Source organism: Streptomyces sp. NPDC030143 (assembly GCF_055573695.1).
The window spans coordinates 515,246-534,333 of record NZ_JBVIAY010000002.1; the positions used below are offsets into that span (position 1 = coordinate 515,246).

Consider the following 19,088-nt stretch of genomic DNA (forward strand, 5'->3'; position numbering starts at 1 on the left):
GGTGGGTCACCGCAGGGCACGTCACCGCGGGCCGGGGCGCTCCCCCTCAGAAGTCCGCGCGGACTTCCCGCAGGAACTCCCTGGTGCGCTGCGCCGACGCGGCGTGCGTGGTCAGATGGTCGAGGACCTCCAGATGGGCGGAGACCTCCCGGCGCGAGTCGAGGTACAGGGCGCCGGACACGTACTCGGTGACGACCATGTCGGGCAGCTCCGGCTCGGCGAACCGGAACAGCGAGAACGGCGCCGACAGCCCCGGGTGCGGCCCGTCGGCGAACTCGGCGACCTGCAGGGTGACCCGCTCGTGGTCGGCGAACTCCAGCAGTCTGTCGACCTGTTCGCACATCACGCCGGCGTCGACGCTCACCGGGCGGCGCAGCACCGTCTCGTCCATCACCACCCACACATGGGGCGGGTTCGGTCCGTCGAGCAGCCGCTGCCGGGCCATCCGCAGCGACACGTGCCGCTCGATCGCCTCCGGGCTGGTCTGCCCGACCGTCCCGGCCTCCAGGACGGCCCGCGCGTACGCCTCGGTCTGCAGCAGCCCCGGCACGAAGTGCGGCTCGTAGGAGCGGATCAGCCGGGCCGCGCCCTCCAGACTCACGTACAGGCTGAACCACTCCGGCAGCACGTCGTGGAACCGCTGCCACCAGCCGGGCCGGTTCGCCTCCTCGGCGAGGTCGACGAACGCGCGGGCCTCGTCCTCGGGCACCCCGTACGTCTCCAGCAGCACCTGCACGTACGGGATCTTCAGCGAAACCTCGGCCGTCTCCATCCGCCGCACGGTCGCGGGGGCCACGCGCAGCGCGCGAGCCGCCTCCTCGCGGCCGAGACCGGCCGCCTCGCGCAACTCCTGCAGGCGCCTGCCGAGTACCACCTGACCCACCGTGGGTGCGGGCCGTCGCTCACTCACGCCACGTCTCCCCTACGTGTCGAGACACGCGGGCCAGTGTGTCACGTTCCGGCCGCACTCTCACAGGGAGCAGCGGTGAGGCGATCGCCACGCCCGGCGGACACCCGCCCCGCGCCCGTCGTCCGCCCGGCGGACGACACCCGCCCGGCGCCCGTCGTCCGCCCGGCGGACGCATTACCTCCCGGGTAATCGACCGTCGGCGGTGGCACGGGGGAGGGTGAGGGCACGGGTTCCGGGCCGGCGCACTCCGGTCCGGAACCCCCCCCGGGGCCTCCCGAACCCCGGCCCCCCAACGGGCGCCGCCACCCGGCCGCCCCCGCCGCCGGACCCGGTGGCTCCGCCGACCCGACCACGACGGAGGGTGATTCGTCATGTCCGCCATCCAGCCCACCGCGCTCACCGCCCTCGCCCGCACCGCCGAACCGCACACCGCGCTGCGCCGCTTCCTCGCCCTGGACGCCGTGGTGACCGGGACCAACGGCCTCGCCTACCTCGCCGCCTCCGGCCCGCTCGGCCGGCTCCTCGGCGTGGACGCCGGGCTGCTGCTGGTCCTCGGCGCGGTACTGACGGTCTACGGGGCGGGGGTGGGCCTGCTCGCCTCCCGCCCCCACCCGGCCGCGCCGCTCGTGCGAGCGGTGGTCGAGGGCAACCTCGCCTGGTCGGTCCTCAGCGTCGTCGCCCTGGCCCTGTGGCTGTCGCCGACCGCGACCGGCACGGTCTGGACGGTCCTGCAGGCCCTGACGGTCGCCGGGTTCGCCACACTCCAGCACGTTGCTCTGAAAGCACGCCGGACCTGACGGACGGTCACCCGCTACAGCGACTGGAGGTACTTGACCGTCGCCGGGTCGGCCGGGAGCAGCGTCTCGATGGCCAGCTCGGCGACGGTGACGTCCATCGGGGTGTTGAACGTCGAGATCGACGAGATGAACGACAGCGTGCGCCCCTCGTGCTCGATCTGCAACGGCAGCGCGAAGTACGGCACTTCCTCCGTCCGTTCCCGGTCCACACCCTCCCGCGGCACCGGGTAGGCGGCCACCTCCTCGTACAGCGCCCGCAGCTCGGCGGAGCGGTGCAGGGCGATCTGCCGCTCCATCTGGGCGAGCAGATGCCCGCGCCACTCCCGCAGATTGCGGATGCGCGGCGCGAGACCACGCGGGTGGAGCGTCAGACGCATCGCGTTCAGCGGTGGCTCGAGCAGAAACTCGGCGACGCCGTCCAGCAACATCATGACCCCGCGGTTCGCCGCCCGGACGTCGTACACCGCGTCCACCACCAGCGCCGGGTACGGTTCGTAGCCCTGAATCAGCCGCTCCACGCCTGCCCGCAGCGCCTCCAGCGCCGGGTCGTCGAGCGGGGTCTGCCGGTAGCGCGGGGCGTACCCGGCCGCCAGCAGCAGCGCGTTGCGCTCCCGCACGGGGACGTCGAGATGCTCCGCCAGCCGCAGCACCATCTCCTCGCTGGGCCGAGCCCGCCCGGTCTCGACGAAACTGATGTGCCGGGCGGAGGAGTCCGCGCGCAACGCCAGCTCCAACTGACTGACCCGCCGCCGCTCCCGCCACGCCCGCAGCAGCGGGCCGACACCCTGCCCGGCGGGCGTGCCGGCACCCCGCCCGGCGGGAGAGTGCGTGATGGGAGTTCCGGGGGAGGTCATGCCGGTGGTCATGACCACGACCGTAGTCGAGGGGCGGCCCGGGCCACGAGCCCGCCCGCGAGCCGCCCGTGCACGCCAGCCCGGGTCCCGACCGGCGTGCGGACCGGTGCGCGTACCGGTCGCCCTCCCCGGAATGCCGTCTGACCAGGGCCGCCCTCGCCCACCTGTGGCAGGCTGGACGGGTACGCGACCCCACGAAGGGAGCCGGGACATGGCCGTCGAACCGCTGTCGCAGAAGGAGATCGAGGACCGGCTGGCGGAACTGCCCGGATGGTCGCTGGACGCGGGGCGCCTGACCCGTTCCTACCGCCTCGCCTCGCACTTCGCCGCGACCGCGATGGTCATCCATGTCGCGCAGGTGCAGGAGGAACTGAACCACCACTCCGACCTCACGCTCGGCTATCACACGGTCTCCCTCGCGGTGCACACCCACAGCGCGGGGGGCGCCGTCACCGAGCGTGACTTCGAGCTGGCCCACCGGGTGGAGGAACTGGCACCGGGGCACGGCGCGCGCTGACTGTTGACGGCCGACGGCCGACGGCCGACGGCCGACGGCCGACGGCCGACTGCTGACGGCGGCCTGCGGACTGTCTACTGTTGACGGTCGACTGCGGGCTCGTTGACGGTGGACTGAGGGCAGAGGACCGCGGACTGTATGCGGTGGACTGTGGATGCTGGACTGCGGACAGAGCACGTCGGACGGGGGAGCCGGACGGGCGCGGGACGGACGGGGTGCGGGACGACGGGAACGGGGGGCCCGAATGCTGGACTACGAGGAGGAAGCCGAACGCTACGACGCCTCGCGCGGCGGTGAGCCCCGTGCGGCCGCCGCCTCGGACGCCGTGCTGGGCCTGGTGCCGGCCGGGGCGCACCGTCTGCTGGACGTTGCCTGCGGCACCGGCATCGTCACGCGTCGCCTCGCGGCCGGACGCCCGGGGCTGCGGGTGACGGGGGTCGATCTGGCGGTCGCGATGGTCCGTCAGGCCGCCGTGCGCCTGCCCGGTGCCGTCGTGCGGGCCGACAGCCGCCGACTTCCTTTCAGGGACGGCGAGTTCGACGCCGTCAGTACGGTGTGGCTGCTGCACCTCGCGGAGACCGACGCCGACGTGCGCGCGATCGTCGCCGAGTGTGCGCGGGTGCTGCGGCCCGGAGGGGTGTACGTCACGACGGTCGACAAGGCGGCCGCGCACAACGTCGGCAGCGACATCGACGCCGTTCTGGCCTCGCGGCCCCCGCGTGCGGCCCGGGACGAGGCGGGGCTCGTCGAGTCGTACGCCGTCGCATGCGGCCTGCGCGCCACCGGGCGGAGCCGCTTCCCCGGCCGGGGGCAGGGCCGCAGTCCGCGCCGTACGATCGCCGACCTGCGGCGCGGCTGGTTCGTCACCCTGCCGCCGGGCGAGCCGCTCGCCGAGCGGTTCGCCGCACGGCTGGAGTTGCTGCCCGACCAGGACCGGCCCCGCCCGGACCCCTGGTTCACCCTCCGGGCGTTCCGCAAGTCGAGGCAGCCCCCCGGCAAACCCGTGCAGCCGGGCGGCGACTGACCGGCGGAACCCGTCCGCCTCCTCCGCGTGGACCGGGTGTCCGGGGGACCGGGGGATGGGGCGTGTGCCGGAGTCGGCACGCGCCCCCGTTGCGTCAGGTCACCGTGCAGGTCCGCTCACCCAGCTTGAACGCCGTCGGTTTCGTGTTCGTTCCGGACCAGCTTCCCGTGAAGCCGAAGCTCACGGACGAGCCCGCGGCCACGGAACCGTTCCAGCCGACGTTCTTCGCCGTCACCGTCGCACCCGACTGCGTGTGCTCGGCGTTCCAGGCCTGGGAGATCGACTGGCCGTTCGGGAAGGCCCAGTTGAGGCTCCAGCCGGACCAGGCGCTCGTCCCCGTGTTGGCGAGTTTCACGTCCGCCTGGAAGCCGCCCGACCACTGGTTGGTGATCGTGTACGTCACCGCGCAGGCACTCGTGGGCGTCGGCTCCGTACCGCCACCGGAGTCCGAGGTGTCGCCGTAGATCACGCCCCGGCCGTTGGTCGCGACGTACACGCGTCCGTACACCCGCGGGTCGCCGGTGATCGCGGCCCCCGTCCAACCCCACTGGTGGGCGTCGTCGTTGATGCGGGTCCAGGTCGCGCCCTTGTCGGTGGACCGGAAGATGCCGCGCACGCCGGCGATCTTCGCGCTGGTGTAGAGGGTCTGGTAGGAGACCCCCGGGGCCGCCTTGCCGAAGCCGATCGTGTCAGCCTGCTGGACGTTGGACAGCTTGGTGAAGGTCGCCCCGCCGTCGGAGGAGTGCCACAGGCCGTACGCGCCGTCGCTCGCCCCGCCCGCCAGCCACACGTCGCCCTTCGAGCCGGGCAGCGCCTTGAAGCGCACGCTGTCGCCGCTGGGCAGGCCGGCCGCCGAGGACGCCGCGAAGGTCGCACCGCCGTCCGAACTCACGTAGAACTTGCCCGACTTGAAGCCGTAGAAGGTCTTCGGGTCCACACGGTCGGACTCCACGATCGCACCGGCCGGAATGCCGCTCGACGCCGACCAGGACGACCCGAATCCGGTGGTGTGGTGCACCCCGGCGCCCGCCGGACTCCACACGAACCGGCTGCCGTCGGCCGCCGCGGCCACCGTTCCTCCGCCACTCACGCCCGAAGGGTCGCTCCCCGCGAACCAGTTGGCGCCGTTGTCCGTCGAGAAGGCCACGTGCGGCCCGGAGTCCAGGTCGCCGACCCGCACCACCGTGTTCGGGTCGGCCTCGGCGTAGTCCAGGCTCGTCGTGGACGTGAAGTTCGGCGCGGTGAACATCATCGACGGGACCTTCGTCAGGTCCGTGTGCCGGAAGCCGCCGATGTCACCTAGCGCACTGAGCAGCGGGGCGCCGGACGGGGGAGCGGCGAGGTCGTTGACCGCGGTCTCCTCCAGGCCCTGCACCATCGGCTTGATGGTGAACTGCCCGCCGGAGTCCCAGTCGGTCAGGTTCTCCGTGCCGTAGACGGTCGCGCCCGTGCCGTACATCATCCGGTTGGAGTTGAACGGGTCGATCTCCAGCGACTCGGTCATCCACCCCAGCTTCGGGGTCTGCTCGGGCGGTGCCGGATGGGCGCCCCAGGTCAGCCACGGCGCCGACGAGACGTCCATCGTGTAGCGGTTCGCCCGGGTGGGGTACGAGCTGTAGTCCCACGCCTTCGTCCAGGTGGCGCCGCTGTCCGTGGAGCGGAAGATCTGGGTGTCCGGCCACCAGGAACTGTAGGCGGTGGCCATCACCGTGCCCGGCCTCTGCCGGTCCACCGTCAGCCCGCTGAAGCCGTAGTACGTGTCGGCCTCCGCCACCGGACTGATGTCCGTCCAGGTGCCGGTCGCCGTCGCGTACCGCCACAGCCGGCCCTTGCCGCCGTCGTACGGACCCCCCTTGTCGCTGTATGCGATGTACAAGTGGCCGTTGACGGTATCCAGTACACCCTTGTGTGCGAGGTGCCCCGTCGGCTGGCCCGCCAGCCGCGACCAGGTCGCGCCCGCGTCCGTCGAGCGGTAGACCGCGTTCTGTTGGTCGGCGACCCCGACGTAGATCGTCCGCGTCGCGCTGCCCGACGCGCCCGTGGACTCGTCGAAGGTGACCCACACGATGCCCTGGTTGTCGGAGGCGTAGCCGGAGGTGTCGCTCGGATCCTGCACGTAGGTGCCGACGTTGGGGAAGTTGGTCACCTGCGACCAGGTGAGGCCCGCGTCCGTCGAGCGCCACAGGCCCTTGCCGCTGGGCGCGCCCAGGTACAGCACGCTGTTGCGGTTCGGGTCGACGGCGAGCCGCTCGCCCATGCCCCGGCCGGGCATGTTGCCGCCCAGTTTGAACGGCAGGTCGGTCCGCCGCCAGCTCGCGCCCCGGTCCGTGGACCGCATCACGGCCCCGTTGCCCGGGTCCCAGCTGTTGGTGTAGGTGCCCACGGCCGCGTACACCCGGTCGGGGTCGACGGAGTCGGAGGCGAGGCTCACCACGCCGGTGTGTCCCCAGTTGTCCCAGCCGACCGAGTCCAGCAGCGGGGTCCACGTCTTGGACGACTCGACCCAGCGGTAGGCGCCGCCGATGTCGGTGCGCGCGTAGGCGAGGTTCTTCTCCTTGCGGTTGAAGACGATGCCGGGGACGAAGCCGCCGCCGTCGATCCGGGCGTTCTTCCAGGTGTACGACTCGGCCGCCAGGGTCGCCTGCGGGCCGCCGTCGGCCGCCAGGACGGGCGGGGAGCCCGCGAGCAGACCGGCGGCGAGCGCCAGGACGGCCGTGAGGATGCGGGTTCTTCGCACGGTGGGGGTCCTTCCTCGCGAAGCCATGTGAAGTCATGCGAAGCAGGGTGCGACGACCGGGCGGTCCCCTGTGCGGGTGGGGACCGCCCGGCGCGGTACGCGGAGTCAGCGGGGACTTATTCGAGTAGCTCCGCGTACGAGCCCATGGCCAGGGCGATGTCCGCCTGGGCCCAGAACCGGTGGTACGTGAACACGGGCGCGGCTCCGCCCGCGAGGTAGCTCTCGATCTTCGACCAGGAGGGGTCGTTCTTGTAGAAGGACCTGAGCGAGGTGAAGGTCGAGGAGGAGTTGATCGCGTCGCCGTTCGGCATCGTGCCGGTCCAGCCGCTCGGGATGTACACGCCGTCGTCGAAGCGGTTGTAGTCGGCGCGGGTCTCCGGGACCGCGATGCCCAGGGCGTCCTGGTGGTTGGTCCACATGCCGTCCAGGAGCGCCTTGGCGGTGGCCTTGGCCTCCGCGTCACCGGAGCGGTCGGCGTAGTACGTCAGGGTCTTGGCGTACGAGGCCGCCACCCCGACGTCGTTGGTGTAGTCGGCGACGGTGACGTGAAGCCCGGTGTTGGCGCCGGGGCTCGACGGGTTCCAGGTGTCGGGCTGCCCCGACCACTGGAGCGTGGAGGGGATCTGGAAGGTGCCGTCCGGGTTGACCGTGGTCTTGGACAGCGCCCAGTCGACCCACTTGTCCAGGACGACCTTGGCGTCCGCGTCACCCGTCTGCTGGTAGTACTCGGCGACCCGCTCCATCGACCACGCCTGGAAGCCGAACCACTGGTTGGACGGCGGGTCGTGGTAGACGGGCTGCTGGTCGTAGTACATGCCGTAGAAGGTCGACTTGCCGGCCGGCGGGGTCGCGTAGCGGCCCGCCCAGCTGTTGGTCGCCCCGCCCGCGATCGCGCCCTCGCTCGACTGCAGCCAGCGGTAGAACTCCAGCTGCCGGTCCAGCGACTTCGCCCAGTCCGCCTGCCCCGTCGCCGACTTGGGCTTCAGGTCGGCGTAGCTGCTGAGCGCGTAGGCGGCCAGCGGGTTCTGGTAGCCGCCGTGGGCGTGGCTGGAGCCGATGCGCCAGGCCCAGCCCGCGTTGGTGTCGGTGGCACCACCCCAGGCGTAGTACCAGGACAGCAGGTAGTGCGAGGCGTCCTTGCCGGTACCGGCCGGGCAGGTGGAGGCCCCGACGCAGTTGCCGATCTTCTTGAAGTACTTGTCGTACATTGCGTAGCGCAGGTAGTCGCCCATCTTGGCCGCCTTGGCGAGCGTCGCCGCCACCTGGCCGCCCTTGCCCTGCTGCTCGGCCCAGATGTCCGCCCAGTAGGCGGCCTGCACCGCGCGCGCGTCGGCGTCCGGCGCGTTGGTGAACTTCCACTGCTTGGCGTAGGAGGCGTCACCCGTGAACAGGTCCAGGTAGCCGTTCTTCCCGCCGTACTTGAAGGCGTCGCAGGTCGGCTGCGGCACCGTCTCCCACACCGACTCCTGCGCACCGCGCTGGAAGGTGTTGATGTACGACGGGCCGGTGTCCGACGGCCCCGCCTCGCACTTGCCGGGCGAGTTGCCGAAGCCGTAGACGTTGTCGACGTCCTGCAGCCAGTGCATACCGTAGACATCGTCCGTACCGTATGCGGTCTTCAGTTCACCGGCGATCGGATCCGGGCCCACCGACGCCGCCGCGTCCAGTTTCGCCGGGTACTCGTTCGGCGTGTCCAGTTCCGGCGCGTAGGTGGCCGGCTTGGACGCGTTGTAGAAGGAGCCCGTCGGCTGGTCGGCGTGCGTGGGGATCATGTACTTCTCCATGATCTCCCAGGCGCCGTTGAACTTCGTCCAGTCGCCTGTGACCTTGCCGTACATCGCCTGCAGCCACAGGAGGTAGCTGTAGGCCTCCGACGTGGTCTCGTGGCCGTGGTCCGGGGCCTCGACGATCAGCGTCTCCACCGAGTGGTAGGGGATGCCCTCGGGGGAGAAGTAGCCGTTCGCCGGGTTGGTGATCTTGCCGTAGAGCTCCAGGAACCGGGCGTCGTACTCCTTGGTCCCGGCGATCTGGGTGGCGGTCACCGTGGCCTTGGCGTGGCCGGTCGCCGTCGACTCGAAGGTCGCCGCGCCCGTACCCGAGGCGGCGGCCGTGAGCGTCACCCTCTGGGCGGTGCTCCAGTTCGACGGGGTGAAGGTCAGGCTCGCACCGCCGGTCACCGACAGGCCGGTGTTGCCGCCGGTCCGTGCGGTGGTGACGGTCACGTTGGCCGACGGCCGCGTCGATAGCTTGATCTCGTACGTCCCCGTCCGGCCCTGCTGCACGGCGAGCTGGTGGGCGGAGGCCACCACCGCCGGGCCCGAGGCGACCGTGATGCCGACCGGCGTGGACGACGCCGAGGCACCCAGACTGTCGTAGGCCTTCGCCACCAGCGAGTGACTGCCCACGGTCAGCCCGGAGGCCGACAGGGAGTACGGCGCGGTGGTGTCGGTGCCGAGCAGTGCGGTGTCGTCGTAGAACTCGACCTTGGTGACGGTCGCGTTGTCGGCTGCCGCGGCGGTGGCCGCGAGCGGCACCGGATCACCCTGCGTGTAGACGGCACCCGGCGCCGGGCTGGTCAGCACGGTGATGGGGGGCTGGTGCGCACCGGTGCACGGGGTGCCGTTGACGGTGAAGGAGGTGGGCGCGGCATTGGCGCCGCTGTAGGTGAACTGCGCACCCGTACCGACCGCCGCGCCGGCGGCGATCGTCGCGTTGTACGGGGCGTTGGTCACCGTGATCCGCTGACCGGACTGCGACCAGCTGCCGTTCCAGCCGTTCGTCAGCCGCTGGTTGCCCGCGTAGGCGTAGGACAGGGTCCAGCCGCTGATCGGATCCGTGCCGCGGTTGGTGAGGGTCAGCTCCGCCGTGAAGCCGGAACCCCAGTCGTTGGCCTTGTAGTCCACGCTGCACTGGAGCGCCGCCGCCTGGGCGTCGGTCGTGCTCGTGCTCAGCATGGCCACCGGAAGAGCGAGGGCCGCCACGGCGGCGGTCCACAGCCGTCGCGCCGCGCGACGCCTGCGTGAGGGTTTCATGGTGCTGGTTCCTCCTTGCGGCTCGGAGAAGGGGGGAGGAGCAACAAGCCTTGAACCAGTGGGAGCGCTCCCATAGTGGGGATGCCTTAGAGGGCGGTCAAGGTCCTTGAAGAGTCGAAAAGATTCGACGCCCCTTGTTGAGCAAAAGTCAGTGTCCCCCCTGTTCTTTGCCGACACTTGGCGCTAGCTTCGTTGACACCAGTGGGAGCGATTCCATCAGTCGACGCGTCCGTCCCGGTGCGCCCGACCTGCAAGGAGTCGCTCATGCGACACCCCCCGCGTTCAGTAGTTTTAGCCGTCACCGGTGAGGGCGCCCTCGTGGGCGCGGCTTCGCCGGCCGTGACGGCGCAGGGAGCGACACCCGCGTGCACGGTGGAGCACTTCACCACCGGACCGTGGGGCGTCGGCTTCCACCGGGCCGCGCGACGCACCGACGACGCGGCCGCCCCGAGCGGTCGGAGCCCGGGCTTCGACGTCGCGAACGGGCAGAAGGCCACTCAAGGCCGGAACGCCGAGTGGTCCCCGTTCGGCACGACGGTCACCGCGGTGAACGAGAGCCACAACGGTGCGCCGGGCACCGGCACGGGCACCGACGCCGGTTTCCCCGCGCCCCGCTCCGGGACGTACGCCGTACCGACGAACGCCGTACCGGCGACGTCCACGCCGAACGGCACGACCCGCCCGACCCCGCACCCTGGACACCGAACCCACCCCCACACCGACCGCCAGACCTGTCCCCCCACCACCCCCACGCCCACACCGCCCCCCACCGGCCCGTCGGAACGGGGTGACGAGCCGCCCGAACCGCGTGTCCCGGTCGACGAGTTCACGGACGCCGGCGGCACCGCCCGCCGTCTGCTCGGCGTCGACCGCTCCGGCGGCGAGTTCATGTGCGAGCAGGTCCGCGGCACCGCCGACGGCACCGTCGCCGACGCCGCCGTCCGGGCGATCACCGACCGGAACGCCGACACCGTCCGCACCCCCCTGAACGAGGAGGGCCGGCCCCGCCTGCCCCACCTCCCCGCCCACGACGCCGGTGCGCACCGCACCCGCTGGAACTGAACGCTCGCCCCCGCCGCCCGGGTGACCCCGGTGGCCGGTGAGACCCCGGAAGAACACCTGCTCGCACCGTTTCGTCGGCCAGGCCGTGAAGCGGCCGACGACCGAGGACTGTCGTACCTGGGCCGGACCCGGAACACCTGGCACCGCGTCCTCCGGCCCGTCGGCGATCTAAGGCTACGACGGGACGCCCACCGCGTACGGCACGGGGCTGCGCGACCACCTGCGCGTCCTGAACGGATGAGACCCGCACCAACCGACACCCGCAGACGAGAAGGAAACCCGCACTCATGAGCCGTAGCAAAACAGCATTACTCGCGGCGCTGGCACTGGTCGCCGGCGCCTCCGGGACGGCGCTCGCCGTCGTCCCCGGTGACTCCGGCATCGCCGCCGTCCCCTGCACCGTCGACTACAAGGTGCAGAACGACTGGGGCAGCGGCTTCACCGCCAACGTCACCGTCACCAACAACTCGGCGGCCAAGTCGAGCTGGGCGGTGAAGTGGTCCTACGCCGGCAGCCAGAGGGTCACCAGCGCCTGGAACGCCAAGGTCAGTCAGTCGGGCGCGGCGGTCACCGCGGCCAACGAGACCTACAACGGGGCGCTGGGCACCGGTGGCTCGGTCAGCTTCGGGTTCCAGGGCACCTACAGCGGCAGCAACGCGATCCCGGCCACCTTCACGCTCGACGGCGTCACCTGCAACGTCGACGGCGGCGGGCCGACCGGCCCCGGCCCGACCGGCCCCGGCCCGACGAACCCCGGCAACCGGGTCGACAACCCCTACTCGGGCGCCAAGGTGTACGTGAACCCCGAGTGGTCGGCGAACGCCGCCGCCGAACCGGGCGGCAGCCGCATCTCCAACCAGCCCACCGGCATCTGGCTCGACCGCATCGCCGCCATCAACGGCGTCAACGGCCGCATGGGCCTGCGCGCCCACCTCGACGAGGCGCTGCGGCAGAAGGGCTCCGGCGAGCTCGTCGTCCAGTTCGTCATCTACAACCTGCCCGGACGGGACTGCTCGGCTCTCGCCTCCAACGGTGAGCTCAAGGCGGACGAGATCGACAAGTACAAGACGCAGTACATCGACCCGATCAAGGCGATCCTCGCGGACTCCAAGTACGCCTCGCTGCGGATCGTCACCACGATCGAGATCGACTCGCTGCCCAACCTCGTCACCAACACCGGCAGCCGGCCCACCGCCACCCCGCAGTGCGACGTGATGAAGGCCAACGGCAACTACCAGAAGGGCGTCGGCTACGCCCTGAACAAGCTCGGTGACGTGCCCAACGTCTACAACTACATCGACGCCGGTCACCACGGCTGGCTCGGCTGGGACGACAACTTCGGGCCGAGCGCCATGCTGATGAAGGAGGCGGCGACCACGGAGGGCGCCACCGTCAACGACGTCCACGGCTTCATCACCAACACGGCCAACTACAGCGCCCTGAAGGAGAACAACTTCACCATCAACGACTCCGTGGCCGGCAAGTCGGTCCGCGAGTCCAAGTGGGTCGACTGGAACCGCTACGTCGACGAGCTGTCCTTCGCCCAGGCGTTCCGCAACCAACTGGTGTCGACGGGCTTCAACTCCGACATCGGCATGCTGATCGACACCTCCCGCAACGGCTGGGGCGGTTCCGCCCGGCCCGCCGGACCCGGGGCGACGACCAACGTCGACACCTACGTCGACGGCGGTCGCTACGACCGGCGGTTCAACACCGGCAACTGGTGCAACCAGGCCGGTGCCGGCCTCGGCGAGCGGCCCAAGGCCAGCCCGGCGACCGGGATCGACGCCTACGTGTGGATGAAGCCGCCGGGGGAGTCCGACGGGGCCAGCAGCGCGATCCCGAACGACGAGGGCAAGGGCTTCGACCGCATGTGCGACCCGACCTACACGGGCAACCCGCGCAACAACAACAACATGTCCGGCGCCCTGCCGAACGCGCCGCTGTCCGGGCACTGGTTCTCCGCCCAGTTCCAGCAGCTGATGCAGAACGCGTACCCGCCGTTGTCCTGACGGCCGGCTGAACACCGCCGGGGCCCGGAACCCTCCGGGCCCCGGCTCAGCCGTGCCCTGGTGCGGCCGTGCCCCGGCTCAGCCCTGCCTCAGGCTCAGCCGTGCCCCCGGTCCCCGCATCGTCAGTCCGGCCGGACCGCGCTCCGTCTTTTTTGCCGCCTCGGCAACACCGGTGGCCTTCGAGCGGTGCGTCGGCGCACGCTGACCGCATCACGGACGAGAGGCTGACGACCATGGCGCACCAGCAGCACGACTCCCACCGGACGCACGGCGAGGCGCACGGCCACGGGGCGGGCCACCACGGCGGTGGCCACCACGGCCACCACACCGACATCGACTGGGCCGCGATGGCCCCGCACCTGGAGGCCCAGGCCGAACTGTTCACCCCGCTGTACGAACGGGCCCTGGCCTGGCTGGGCAAGGAGGTGACCGAGCCGGGGCTGATCGTCGACGCGGGCAGCGGGCCGGGAGTCGTCTCCTGTCTGTTCGCGGAGACGTTCCCCGGCGCGAGGGTCATGGCGGTCGACGGCTCCCAGCCGCTGCTGGAACGGGCCCGGGCACGCGCCGACCGGCTCGGCATCGGCGACCGCTTCGGCACGCTCGCCGGTGAACTTCCCGACGCACTGCGGGAGTTGGACTATCCAGCGGATCTGCTGTGGGCGGGCCGCAGTCTGCACCACCTGGGTGACCAGCGCGCCGCGCTCGCCGCCTTCGCCGAGCGGCTGGCGCCCGGCGGCACGCTGGCGATCATGGAGGGCGGTCTGCCGCCCCGCTTCCTGCCGCGCGACCTCGGATTCGGCCGCCCCGGCCTCGACGCGCGGCTCGACGTGCTCGAGGCGGAGTGGTTCGCCCGGATGCGGGCCGACCTGCCGGGTTCGGTCGGTGAGACGGAGGACTGGGCGGCGCTGCTGAACGCCGCGGGCCTCAAGCACACCCGCACCCGCAGCTTCCTTCTGGACCTGCCCGCCCCCGTCTCCGACCGGGCGCGCGCCCATGTCGCCACCTCCCTCGGCCGGCTGCGCGACGTCGTGGGCGAGGCGCTCGACGCGGAGGACCTCGCCACCCTGGACCGGCTGCTCGACCCGCAGGACCCCGAAGGCGTGCACCGCCGGCCTGACGTCTTCGTCCTGGCGGCCCACACCGTGCACACGGCCGTCAAGGCGGTTTAGTCCGTCGACCGCTCCCGTCAAGGCGCGGCTTGACTTGGAGTGCGCTCCAGGTGGTGGACTCCCTCCTGTTCACGTCACGCGATGGGGGTACACACCATGACCGACTCTCCGGACACGCCGACCGCACCGGTCGCCCTGATCACCGGCGGCGGCAGCGGCATCGGCGCCGCTGTCGCGCGCCAACTGCTGGCCGCGGGGTACCGGGTCACCGTCACCGGGCGCGGCGAGGAGCGGTTGGCCTCCTTCGCGGCGGAACTCGGTGACCCCGACGAACTGTTGACGGTCGTCGGCGACACGGCGGACTACGACTCCATACAGTCGGCGGTCGACCGTACGCTCAAGGTCCACGGTCGACTGGATACAGTCGTCGCCAACGCTGGCACCGCCACGCACGACTCCGTAGCCGAGGGCGACCCGGCCGGCTGGACCGACATGGTCCTCACCAACGTCCTCGGCCCCGCGTTCCTGATCCGGGCCTCCGTCGACGCCCTCCGTCGGACGCGGGGCCGGATCGTGCTGCTCGGCAGCGTCGCCGGGTTCGTGCCCACACCGGGCAACCTCTACGGGGCGACGAAGTGGGCGGTGACCGGTCTTGCGGAGAACACCCGCCGCCAGGTCACCGAGTGGGGCATCGGCGTGACCCTGGTCGCGCCCGGCCGGGTGGAGACCCCGTTCTGGGACAGCTACGGAAGCCTGCCGCCCGGGCACCTGCTCACCGCCGACCAGATCGCCGACTCGGTCGTGTGGGCGATCCGCCAACCCGAGGGCGTCGACGTCAACACCGTCGTCGTACGCCCCGTCGGACAGCCCAACTGACCGTCCCCGTGCACCGAGAAGGCGCCTCCCCCGAACACGGGGAGGCGCCCTCCGGACGCGGGCGGGGCCGTTCAGCCCTGGAACGTGGCGGGGTCGGGGCCGATGCGCCGGTCCTCGTTCAGCGCGCTGATCGCCGCCAGGTCCTCGGTGTCGAGGCTGAAGTCGAACACCTCGATGTTCTCCTTGATCCGTGACGGCGTCACGGACTTCGGGATCACGACGTTGCCGAGCTGGAGGTGCCAACGCAGCACGACCTGCGCCGGGGTGCGGTCGTGCTTGCGCGCGATGGCGACGATCGCCGGGACCTCCAGCAGGCCCTTGCCCTGGCCGAGCGGGGACCACGCCTCGGTGGCGATGCCCTGCTCCGCGTGGAACTCCCGGGCGGCGTGCTGCTGCAGGTGCGGGTGCAGCTCGATCTGGTTGACCGCCGGGATGACCGACGTCTCACCGATCAGCCGCTCGAGGTGCTCAGGCAGGAAGTTGGAGACGCCGATGGCCCGCGCGCGGCCGTCCGCCAGCAGCTTCTCGAACGCCTTGTAGGTGTCGACGTAGGCGTCTTGGGCCGGCAGCGGCCAGTGGATGAGGTACAGGTCGACGTAGTCGAGGCCCAGCTTCTCCAGGGAGGTGTCGAACGCGCGCAACGTCGCGTCGTACCCCTGGTCGCTGTTCCAGAGCTTGGTGGTGACGAAGATGTCCTTACGGGGCACACCGGAGGAGGCGATGGCCTTGCCGGTGCCCTCTTCGTTGCCGTAGATCGCCGCTGTGTCGATGCTGCGGTACCCGGCCTCCAGCGCGGTGGTGACCGCCTGCTCCGCCTCGTCGTCCGGCACCTGCCAGACGCCGAAGCCCAGCTGGGGCATCTCGACGCCGTTGTTGAGGTTGATCGGGGGGACCTTGCTGCTCACGAGCTCTTGATCCTTCGGGTTGTCCGTCAAAGTGGTACTCCCATCGTCAACGATCACGACGCCCGCCGCATTCCTGATCCCCGGACTCCCCTCTCCCAATCCTCCGGTCGCCTCAGGTGCGGTACAGCGCGTCGACCTCGTCCGCGTAAGCGTTCTCGATCGCTTTCCGCTTCAGTTTCAACGACGGGGTCAGCAGGCCGTGTTCCTCGGTGAACGGCTGGGCGAGGATACGGAAGGTGCGGATGGACTCGGCCTGCGAGACCAGCGTGTTGGCGGCGATCACCGCCCTGCGCACCTCGGTCTCCAGGTCCGGATCACGCACCAGTTCCGCCGCGCTCATCTGCGGTTTGGCGCGCATCTGCAGCCAGTGCTCGACGGCCTCCTGATCGAGGGTGACCAGCGCGGCGACGAACGGCCGGTCGTTGCCGACGACGATGCACTGACTGACCAGCGGATGGTCCCGTACGCGTTCCTCCAGCAGCCCGGGTGAAACGCTCTTGCCGCCGGAGGTGACGAGGATCTCCTTCTTGCGGCCGGTGATGGTGAGGTAACCGTCTTCGTCGAGCGAACCCAGGTCGCCGGTGGCCAGCCAGCCGTCCTGCAGGGCCTCGTCGGTGGCCTTGGGATTGTTCAGATAACCCTGGAAGACGTTGTCACCGCGCAGCCAGATCTCACCGTCGTCCGCGATGTGGACGGTCATGCCGGGGATGGGCTGCCCGACGGTGCCGTACCGGGTGCGGCCGGGCGGGTTGGCGGTCGCGGCCGCCGTCGACTCGGTCAGGCCGTAGCCCTCGTAGATCTGCACGCCCGCGCCCGCGAAGAACAGTCCCAGTCTGCGGTCCATCGCCGAGCCGCCCGACATCGCCTGCCGGACCCGGCCGCCCATCGCGGCGCGCATCTTGGAGTAGACGAGCTTGTCGAACAGCTGGTGCTGCACGCGCAGTCCCGCCGAGGGGCCGGGCCCGGTGCCCCACGCCTTCGCCTCGACCGCCTCGGCATAGTCCACGGCCACGCCGACGGCCTTCTCGAAGGGTCCGGCCTTCCCCTCCCGTTCCGCCTTGCGACGGGCGGCGTTGAACACCTTCTCGAAGATGTACGGCACGGCGAGGAAGAACGTCGGCCGGAACGCGGCCAGGTCGGGCAGCAGGGCGGCGGCCTGCATCTGGGGCTGGTGGCCGAAACGGACCTTGCCGCGGATCGCGGCGATCTGCACCATCCGCCCGAACACGTGCGCCAGCGGCAGGAAGAGCAGCGTCGCCGCCTCGTCGCCCTTGCGGGAGTGGAACACCGGCTCCCACCGCCGGATGACGGTGTCCGCCTCGACCATGAAGTTGCCGTGCGAGATGACACAGCCCTTGGGGCGGCCGGTCGTGCCGGACGTGTAGATGATCGTCGCGACGGAGTCGGGGGTGACGGCCTCGCGGTGGCGGTGCACCACGTCGTCGTCGAGGGCGACGCCGGCGTCGTACAGCTCCTGCACGCACCCCTCGTCCAGCTGCCACAGCCGGCGCAGGTGGGGGAGGCGGTCGATGACGGTGGCGATCGTCATCGCGTGGTCCTCGTGCTCCACGATCGCGGCCGTCACCTCGGCGTCGTACAGCATCCAGAAGCACTGTTCGGCCGAGGACGTCGGGTAGACCGGGACCACCTGGGCGCCGATGGTCCACAAGGCGTAGTCGAAGAGAGTCCACTCGTAGCGGGTACGGGACACGATCGCGACGCGGTCGCCGAAACGGATGCCCTGCGCGAGCAGCCCCTTCGCCAGGGCGAGGACCTCGTCGCGGAACTCGGCGGCGGTCACGTCCCGCCAGTGTCCCCGCTCGTCCTTGCGGCCGAGTGCGATGTGCCCGGGGTCGTCCTGGGCGTGCTGGAACACGACGTCGGCCAGTCCGCCCACCGGCGGTGCCAACGCCAACGGAGGGTTGGTGAACTCGCGCAAACCCCGCACCCCGTCTCTCCTGGCCGCACAGCGCGGTGAAAGCTACCCCACGCCCGGGCGGGGCGGGAGAGGGTCGGAAAGCGAGCGATGCTCTCGTCTGCGCCGGTCGGTGCGGGAAAATGGGCTCACATGCGGAAGGGTCGGACAGAAAACTGACGGCCGAGTAAGTTCCGGTGCCGTAATCTCCACCGAATCCGCCCGTCGTACTCACGCCGCCCGGCCCCGGCCGCCGCGGCCTCGCCGACAGGGGAGGACCTCCCTTCCCCACAGCGTCGGGGCGGGCGACCGCGTTACCTCCCCTCAGGCCCCGGCCCCGTCCGGCGGAGCGTGCCGCGGGCGCGCACCCCGGCGGTGCAAGCGGTCCCCGCCCGCCAGGACGGCCGCCGCCAACGCGTCCGCCGCGCCCTGGGCCGACGTGCGGCGCCGGCCGTGCACGAGAACGAAGTCGACCCGTCCGAGCTCCGGCAGGCCCGCCCGCTCCGGGACGCGCACCAGACCCGGCGGGATCAGACCCCGGGAGTGCGCCATCACCCCCAGACCGGCGCGGGCCGCGGCGACGAGCCCGTTGAGGCTGCCGCTCGTGCACACGATCCGCCACGCACGCCCCTGCCGCTCCAGCGCCTCCATGGCCAGCGCGCGGGTGATGCCCGGCGGCGGGTACACGATGAGCGGCACCGGGCGCTCCGGGTCCACCCGCAGCCGTTCCGCCCCGATCCACACCAGCTCGTCGTGCCAGACCAGCTCGCCGCGCGGGTCCTCCGGGCGCCGCTTGGCCAGCACCAGGTCCAGTTTCCCGGCGGTGAGCTGCTCGTGCAGGGTGCCGGACAGCTCCACCGTCAGCTCCAGGTCCACTTCCGGGTGGTCGTGCCGGAAGGCCTCGAGGATCTCCGGCAGTCGCGTGAGCACGAAGTCCTCGGACGCGCCGAACCGCAGCCGCCCGCGCAGCCGGGTGCCGGTGAAGAACGCCGCGGCCTGCTCGTGGACCTCCAGGATCCGCCGCGCGAAGCCGAGCATCGCCTCGCCGTCCTCGGTCAGCTCCACCGTGTGCGTGTCCCGGCTGAACAGCGTCCGCCCGGTGGCGTCCTCCAGCCGCCGGACGTGCTGACTGACGGTCGACTGGCGCAGCCCGAGCCGCCGAGCGGCCTGCGTGAAGCTCAGTGTCTGGGCGACCGCCAGGAACGTCCGCAGGTGGGAGGGGTCGTACATGCCGGCCACGGTACTCCGTCGGTAGGCCGGTCATCATGCTTCGCGATGACAGTCAGAGCGGTATGACCGATTCCCGATCACGGGGACGGGGAGGACGATGGAGAGGGG

14 protein-coding genes are annotated in these 19,088 nt (G+C 71.2%); 7 read left to right on the forward strand and 7 right to left on the reverse strand.

What is annotated here, in order from left to right:
• Positions 1-46: 46 nt before the first annotated feature.
• Entirely contained in the window at positions 47-910 is an 864-nt protein-coding gene (locus tag ACZ4YY_RS05380) for a helix-turn-helix domain-containing protein (protein ID WP_468284048.1), read from the reverse strand.
• Between the two features lie 371 nt (positions 911-1,281).
• Between ACZ4YY_RS05380 and ACZ4YY_RS05385 the strand changes: the two genes are divergently transcribed.
• Positions 1,282-1,707, forward strand: a complete 426-nt coding sequence (locus tag ACZ4YY_RS05385; protein WP_468284050.1) for a hypothetical protein — start codon at positions 1,282-1,284, stop codon at positions 1,705-1,707.
• A 14-nt stretch (positions 1,708-1,721) separates the two neighbouring features.
• Here ACZ4YY_RS05385 and ACZ4YY_RS05390 read toward each other — a convergent pair whose 3' ends face one another.
• Positions 1,722-2,561, reverse strand: a complete 840-nt coding sequence (locus ACZ4YY_RS05390; RefSeq protein ID WP_468284362.1) for a helix-turn-helix domain-containing protein — start codon at positions 2,559-2,561, stop codon at positions 1,722-1,724.
• A gap of 211 nt (positions 2,562-2,772) precedes the next feature.
• On the opposite strand from ACZ4YY_RS05390, the gene ACZ4YY_RS05395 reads away from it, so the two are divergent.
• Positions 2,773-3,078 carry a 4a-hydroxytetrahydrobiopterin dehydratase gene (locus ACZ4YY_RS05395; RefSeq protein ID WP_468284052.1) on the forward strand — a complete coding sequence of 102 codons (306 nt, stop codon included), beginning with the start codon at positions 2,773-2,775 and terminating at the stop codon, positions 3,076-3,078.
• Positions 3,079-3,322: 244 nt separating this feature from the next.
• Positions 3,323-4,102 carry a class I SAM-dependent methyltransferase gene (locus ACZ4YY_RS05400; RefSeq protein ID WP_468284054.1) on the forward strand — a complete coding sequence of 260 codons (780 nt, stop codon included), beginning with the start codon at positions 3,323-3,325 and terminating at the stop codon, positions 4,100-4,102.
• Positions 4,103-4,196: 94 nt separating this feature from the next.
• On the opposite strand, the gene ACZ4YY_RS05405 is transcribed toward ACZ4YY_RS05400, so the two are convergent.
• Positions 4,197-6,839 carry a cellulose binding domain-containing protein gene (locus ACZ4YY_RS05405; RefSeq protein WP_468284056.1) on the reverse strand — a complete coding sequence of 881 codons (2,643 nt, stop codon included), beginning with the start codon at positions 6,837-6,839 and terminating at the stop codon, positions 4,197-4,199.
• Between the two features lie 116 nt (positions 6,840-6,955).
• Entirely contained in the window at positions 6,956-9,871 is a 2,916-nt protein-coding gene (locus ACZ4YY_RS05410; protein WP_468284058.1) for a glycoside hydrolase family 48 protein, read from the reverse strand.
• Between the two features lie 318 nt (positions 9,872-10,189).
• Here ACZ4YY_RS05410 and ACZ4YY_RS05415 point away from each other — a divergent pair, with 318 nt between their 5' ends.
• From ACZ4YY_RS05415 to ACZ4YY_RS05430, 4 genes are all read left to right on the forward strand, one after another.
• Positions 10,190-10,933, forward strand: coding sequence for a cellulose binding domain-containing protein (locus tag ACZ4YY_RS05415; RefSeq protein ID WP_468284060.1), 744 nt, complete (start codon positions 10,190-10,192; stop codon positions 10,931-10,933).
• 287 nt (positions 10,934-11,220) lie between these two features.
• Entirely contained in the window at positions 11,221-12,945 is a 1,725-nt protein-coding gene (locus ACZ4YY_RS05420) for a glycoside hydrolase family 6 protein (RefSeq protein ID WP_468284062.1), read from the forward strand.
• Positions 12,946-13,178: 233 nt separating this feature from the next.
• Positions 13,179-14,114 carry a class I SAM-dependent methyltransferase gene (locus ACZ4YY_RS05425; RefSeq protein WP_468284064.1) on the forward strand — a complete coding sequence of 312 codons (936 nt, stop codon included), beginning with the start codon at positions 13,179-13,181 and terminating at the stop codon, positions 14,112-14,114.
• A 96-nt stretch (positions 14,115-14,210) separates the two neighbouring features.
• Entirely contained in the window at positions 14,211-14,930 is a 720-nt protein-coding gene (locus ACZ4YY_RS05430) for an SDR family oxidoreductase (protein ID WP_468284066.1), read from the forward strand.
• A 71-nt stretch (positions 14,931-15,001) separates the two neighbouring features.
• On the opposite strand, the gene ACZ4YY_RS05435 is transcribed toward ACZ4YY_RS05430, so the two are convergent.
• The 3 genes from ACZ4YY_RS05435 to ACZ4YY_RS05445 all read right to left on the reverse strand — a co-directional run bounded on the left by ACZ4YY_RS05435 (position 15,002) and on the right by ACZ4YY_RS05445 (position 18,980).
• Positions 15,002-15,835 (reverse strand): aldo/keto reductase, encoded by an 834-nt coding sequence (locus tag ACZ4YY_RS05435; protein ID WP_468284068.1) that lies wholly within the window; start codon positions 15,833-15,835, stop codon positions 15,002-15,004.
• A gap of 112 nt (positions 15,836-15,947) precedes the next feature.
• Positions 15,948-17,774, reverse strand: a complete 1,827-nt coding sequence (locus tag ACZ4YY_RS05440) for an AMP-dependent synthetase/ligase (protein ID WP_468284364.1) — start codon at positions 17,772-17,774, stop codon at positions 15,948-15,950.
• 300 nt (positions 17,775-18,074) lie between these two features.
• The gene (locus tag ACZ4YY_RS05445) at positions 18,075-18,980 is read right to left on the reverse strand and encodes a LysR substrate-binding domain-containing protein (RefSeq protein WP_468284070.1); all 906 of its coding nucleotides are present in this window, start codon (positions 18,978-18,980) and stop codon (positions 18,075-18,077) included.
• Positions 18,981-19,088 lie beyond the last annotated feature (108 nt).